Genomic DNA, 5363 nt, shown 5'->3' on the forward strand with positions numbered 1-5363 from the left:
CCTCAACCGCTCTTCTTCCAGGTCGATCTGATAAAGCTGATGGCGGATAATCTCCTCATCAACGGCCGGATCTTTATTCAGCTCAGTAAGGTACGCCCGCTGACTTTCGAGCATCTCGATAAAAATGGTTTTGGCCTGCTCGCTCATCCAGCTGTCATCGCTAGCTTTCGATTTTTCTTCCCAGTGCCTTAATAACTTTTCCATACCTGCATGCCCTTTTAGTTCGTTATCATATTTATTTTTAAGGAACTGGTAGCTGTGCTGTTTCAGGTCGCGTTTCATTTTAAGTTTCAGCTCTTCTTCAACCTTTGGATCCATAAACCGGCCAAAAGCCCCGGTGCGTTTGATAATGCCGGGTAAGGTGAGGCCCTGTACCAAAAGCGTAAGCAGGATGACCACAAATGTGATAAACAGGATCAGATCACGCTGTGGAAAAGCTTTTCCGTTATCTAGGGTAAGTGGAATGGCCAATGCGGCCGCTAATGATACTACACCGCGCATACCTGTCCAGCCGAGTAGTAAAGGCATCGTCATCCTTACCCTGTTCGAACGTGCTGCGGGTGCTACACCGGGCCTGAAAATCAACGTAGCGAACATAGCGGCATAAGAGCTGATGATACGTGCCCCGATCAACACCCCCGTAACCAGCACGCCATAACCGATGGCCGTACCAAGCGGAATGCCCTGCGAGCGTAATCCATCCCTGATTTCGGGAAGTTCGAGGCCAATAATCAGAAACACAACGCCGTTTAGAATAAATATGAAACTTTCCCATACGCTAAACGCCCTGATGCGGCTGGCACTGCTTAAAAAGATCAACCGTCTGGCCGACATAAACAAACCTCCGCTTACTACGGCCAGCACCCCCGAGCTATGTACCTGTTCGGCGATCCAGTACATAAAATAAGGTTCGATTAGGGTAAGTGCGGTATCGGAAGGCGCATCCGTTGGCAGATATTTATGTACCTGAACAAATATCCATCCGAGTAATAAACCGATGCCCGCACCGCCCACTACCATCCACAAAAAGCTTGCAGCAGCATCCTGCCAGATAAACTGACCGGTGCCAACCGCTACCAATGCAAAGCGGAAAATAATCAAAGAGGAAGCATCATTTAACAAACTTTCGCCCTCAAGGATGGCAGAAGTAGATTTCGGGATTTTTACAAACTTGGTAATCGCCGCGGTACTTACCGCATCGGGCGGAGAAACAATCCCTCCAAGTAAAAAGCCTATGGCAATGGTGAATCCCGGAATAAGGTAATTGGTAACCAGCGCAACCGAAAGTGCGGTAAAAAAAACGACCAAAAAGGCAAAACTGCCGATAATGCGCCACCATTTTTTCATCTCCTTGAAAGAGATCGTCCAGGCGGCTTCGTATAGTAAAGGGGGTAGGAATATGAAAAAGATGAGATTGGGATCGATCTTCACTACTGGTAAACCGGGAATAAAGCTGATGAGCAATCCACCGATAACCAATAGGATTGGATAGGCAATTTTAAGTTTAGTGGCCCACATGTTCAATAGCACAATGATGGCTACCATGGCAAGCAGAAAAGGTAAAATGGTATGCATTAAGATCGTAAGTTAAATTTACAGCAGATAAACAGCATCTCAATTTATAAAAAAATACGATACGATTTATCGGCGCGATCAAAGCTTATGCACCATCGCTTTTGGTATAAACAATTATCCATCTGTTCGCTCCCGCACAACCAACTGTCCGATAACGGACATGTTTTCGAATCAAAAATTCAACAAACACTTGATTGTCAGATAAATATAAATTAACCAACGATCTGGCATCGCCTTGGCATGTAGGCAATTAAACGATAGCAATTAATAACAGTTCAATTATCGCTTAACGATTTATTAATACACCATTAAATAAACAATATCATGAAATTCAGCATCAAAACCCAGATTGCAACGGCTTTCGCCAGCATTTTATTAGTAACCGCAGCTGTTTCGACACCAGCACATGCAACAGAAGAAAAACCTATAAAAACCACTAAGGTTTTGCCTTTCAGGAAAATTTCTATAACAGGAAATATCGAGGTAACCCTGATCCAAAGGGTTAATCCGGGTATCAATTACGACGATAATAATGAGGGCGATGCCAAAGTTATACAGCAGGGCGAATCATTAAAAATTACCGGCACCAGTAAAATTCCAGGCAAATTGATCATTTATGTAAGCGACCTCTACAGGATAGAAGCCGACGAAAACGTAGTGGTAAAAACGGAGGGCATTTTATCAACAAAATATCTTCAGATTGTTTTAAAAGGAAACGCAAGTGCTGATATTTATTCGACAAGTGATGAACTGTATACTTCGATACAGGATAAATCGGCATTATACCTAAGGGGAAATACCAAAACCCATTTCCTTTTTATGGATAAAACCCCAAAATTGACATTTGATCAGTTTGCGGCGCTACATACCCAGGCTACAGATTTTTAGAAGACCGTAGCTTCCATCCCAATCTCCATCAAACAATAAAGCCTTAGCTTGTAAAAAAGTTAAGGCTTTATTGTGGCAGGCTTATTTCTTTTTCGTGCCTGCACCCAGGCTTTTAATCCACTGGATAGCAAAATTGGTGGTTTCGGGCGATTTCGAAGAGGATGTATTGTGCCCTAGTTTCTGAAATAACTGATATTGATAAGGTTTACCACTGGTTTTAAGCAAATTGAGGCGTTCTGTTGATAAACCCACCGGAATTTGAATATCCCTGCCACCAAAAAGCCAAAGGCCGGGGATAGAAAGCGCTGAGAGGGCATCACGCGGATCAGTTGCAGCAAATTGATAGCGGTCGGCATCACTACTGATGTGTTTGCGCGCATCCGCTTCGGTATGCGTATCCCAAAATTTAGAATCGCCGTTTGTATAAAACTGAAAACGCAGCTGCTCGAGCGTGGTAACCACTGGACAGCTGAACAATACCATAAATTTGATCTTATTGTTCACTTTTGCGGCCACAGGGATAACCCAGCCCGCCTGACTAAAACCCATTAACCCAATTGGCACCTTACTGTTGGGCAAAAACGTTGATAAGGCACGTGCAGCTACGCTTGCATCCAAAGCCAACAGTTTCAGGTTGGCCGAATCGATGTTATTGGTACCCACTTCAGGTCCGGCATATATCCCACCTGATTTACCCACTCCGCGTTTATCGTATGTTAATACGGCAATACCATTTTCAGCCAAAAGCGATGCGATCTTTACCATTCTGGTTTCCTGACCGGAGCCATGTACAAGGACTACAGCAGCATCAATATGTTTGGGTTTAAATACTGTACCTTCCAGCACAGCCCCGGCATTGGTAAATTTAATGTCTTCCGTGGTGAAGTCTGGTTGAGGGATAACCTCTGGAGCGGTTTGTCCGAATAGTTTAATGCTAAAGCAAAAGAGTAGAAAAAATAAATAGGATTTCATGTTTATTGATTTAAAGAGGTTATGGTGTGTTATAATTTAAATGCACTGCAATATAGCCCTGCCACAATACTCTTCGGGATAAATGTGATAGACTATTGAAAAAATGTGATGAACGGTGCTGAAAGGAAAATTCGGCTTCGTTAATCCTTGAACCTTGCTTTAAATTGTGCCGGCGTTTCGCCTGCAACCTTATGGAATAACCTGATAAAATAGGATTGATCTTCATAGCCCATTTGATAGGCAACCTCTTTTACGGATAAATTGTTGGTATACAGTAAACGCTTGGCTTCTATTACTGCTTCGTGCTGTATCCAATAACTAACCGGATGGCCCGTAGTTTTTTTTAAGGCCTCGTTCAGATAAGGTAAGGATAGATTTAACATTGATGCGTAAGCCGCCGGACTTTTAACCGCCCGTACATTTTGGATCAGCTTTTCTGTAAATAGTACCGAAATTTCTTTCAAACGCGGAACAGAAGCCGTTTCGGCCGATACACGATTATAAAAAGTTGCTGCCATCCCCAAAAATGCGGTAAGTAACCCAAAAGCTACTTTATTTGTTATACCGCCGGGTTCAAACTCCCTGGAACTTTCGTCAATCAGCATTAACATTTTTTTCAGAAGGCCAAACTCAGTATCCGATAATGGTAAAGGCGGTTTAGTGCTTAACTGATGTTCAAATATATCCCTGCAATCAGGCGGAACCACTGCCGGATCGACTTCCAAAACCCATCCCTCGCCCACATAAGGCGCTGTTCGTCTGTGCATTTGCGAAGGCAGTACATAAAATAGGCAACCCGACCCGATTACATGTTTCTCGAAATCGACCATAATGGAGCAGGTACTCAACTCTGAGAGAAAAAATAAATAATGGTTATTCCGGTGTGGTAATGTATTTTTTGTATCTGTTGAAAAGGGTGAGCCAGGCTTTAGATGCTGTGCACTAAAACACTCTGGTATAACATCCGAAGAGCCGTATATGGGATTTTCCCTGATCATAAAAGCCAAAATAGTTTAACCGCCTACTACCTACCAACACAACATGTCATCAACAGTTAGCACCAAAGCTAGTTATAATATCATCTTTTCATTGCAGAAAAAGATTCCAGATCCACTGAATTTCGATAAAATGAAGAAATTCCCACGTGTTGTACCAACAATACAACGATTAGTGCTGTAAGTGTTCTGCCTGCCGCCAGTAATTTTGTTTCAAATTATAACCATAAGAAATAAAGATAAATCCAATGAAAATTATTGTTATCGGTGCGCAGGGCACCATCGGAAAAAATGTTGTTACAGCTCTTGAAAAAGAAAATGATACCGAAATCATTAAAGTTGGACTCGATGCGGGCGACTTTCGGGTTGATATGCACTCCACAGCATCGATAGAAAATTTATTTAAACAGATTGGTGCTTTCGATGCATTGGTGGTTGCAGCTGGTGGCGCTCATTTTGGTCCTCTTTCAGCAATGACGGATGAACATTTCAGGGAAGGTATAAACAGTAAATTAATGGGGCAGGTAAACCTGGTTTTAATCGGCCAGCACTACATCAATCGCAAAGGCTCCTTTACCCTTGTATCCGGTACACTGGCTGAAGATCCAATCCCTTTTGCGGCAAATGTAAGTGCAGTTAACGCAGCCATTAACGGTTTTGTAACCGGTGCATCAATAGAGCTTGAAAATGGCCTACGTATTAATGCGGTCAGTCCGTCGGTTGTTGAAGAATCACCGGCGCTTCATCCTTTCTTTAAGGGCCATACACCTGTTAAGGCAGAACGGGTGGCACAGGCCTATATCAAAAGTATTTATGGGGCATTATCCGGGCAGGTGTTTAAGGTGTATCCATAATTTGTGGGGTTAATTCACTTAAAAGATTGAAAACAAAAAAGCCTCAACTTTTCAAGTTAAGGCTTTTGTTGCGGAATGG

Annotated in this window: 5 protein-coding genes; 2 read left to right on the plus strand and 3 right to left on the minus strand. The window is 42.9% G+C overall.

Features of this window, described 5'->3' with window-relative positions; all coding sequences use genetic code 11:
• A partial coding sequence (locus B2V92_RS21300) for a Na+/H+ antiporter (RefSeq protein ID WP_293312021.1) occupies positions 1-1575 on the minus strand: 1575 nt, incomplete at its 3' end.
• Between the two features lie 324 nt (positions 1576-1899).
• On the opposite strand from B2V92_RS21300, the gene B2V92_RS21305 reads away from it, so the two are divergent.
• Positions 1900-2463 (plus strand): GIN domain-containing protein, encoded by a 564-nt coding sequence (locus B2V92_RS21305; RefSeq protein ID WP_293312022.1) that lies wholly within the window; start codon positions 1900-1902, stop codon positions 2461-2463.
• Positions 2464-2544: 81 nt separating this feature from the next.
• Here the strand turns inward: B2V92_RS21305 and B2V92_RS21310 are convergent, their stop codons facing one another.
• Positions 2545-3435: an alpha/beta hydrolase family protein gene (locus tag B2V92_RS21310; protein ID WP_293312023.1), complete on the minus strand. Its 891-nt coding sequence runs from the start codon at positions 3433-3435 to the stop codon at positions 2545-2547.
• 140 nt (positions 3436-3575) lie between these two features.
• A complete protein-coding gene (locus tag B2V92_RS21315) occupies positions 3576-4283 on the minus strand; it encodes an AraC family transcriptional regulator (RefSeq protein WP_293312024.1) in 708 nt (235 codons plus the stop codon).
• Positions 4284-4678: 395 nt separating this feature from the next.
• Between B2V92_RS21315 and B2V92_RS21320 the strand changes: the two genes are divergently transcribed.
• On the plus strand, positions 4679-5284 hold the full coding sequence (locus tag B2V92_RS21320; RefSeq protein WP_293312025.1) for a short chain dehydrogenase: 606 nt from the start codon (positions 4679-4681) through the stop codon (positions 5282-5284).
• Positions 5285-5363: the final 79 nt, after the last annotated feature.

Source organism: Pedobacter sp. UBA5917, from assembly GCF_002432345.1.
Classification (GTDB): domain Bacteria; phylum Bacteroidota; class Bacteroidia; order Sphingobacteriales; family Sphingobacteriaceae; genus Pedobacter.

Excerpts from the sequence above, each read along its gene's own strand:
- B2V92_RS21305 (WP_293312022.1), top strand. The coding sequence starts at position 1,900 with ATGAAATTCAGCATCAAAACCCAGATTGCAACGGCTTTCGCCAGCATT.
- B2V92_RS21310 (WP_293312023.1), bottom strand. The coding sequence starts at position 3,435 with ATGAAATCCTATTTATTTTTTCTACTCTTTTGCTTTAGCATTAAACTA.
- B2V92_RS21320 (WP_293312025.1), top strand. The coding sequence starts at position 4,679 with ATGAAAATTATTGTTATCGGTGCGCAGGGCACCATCGGAAAAAATGTT.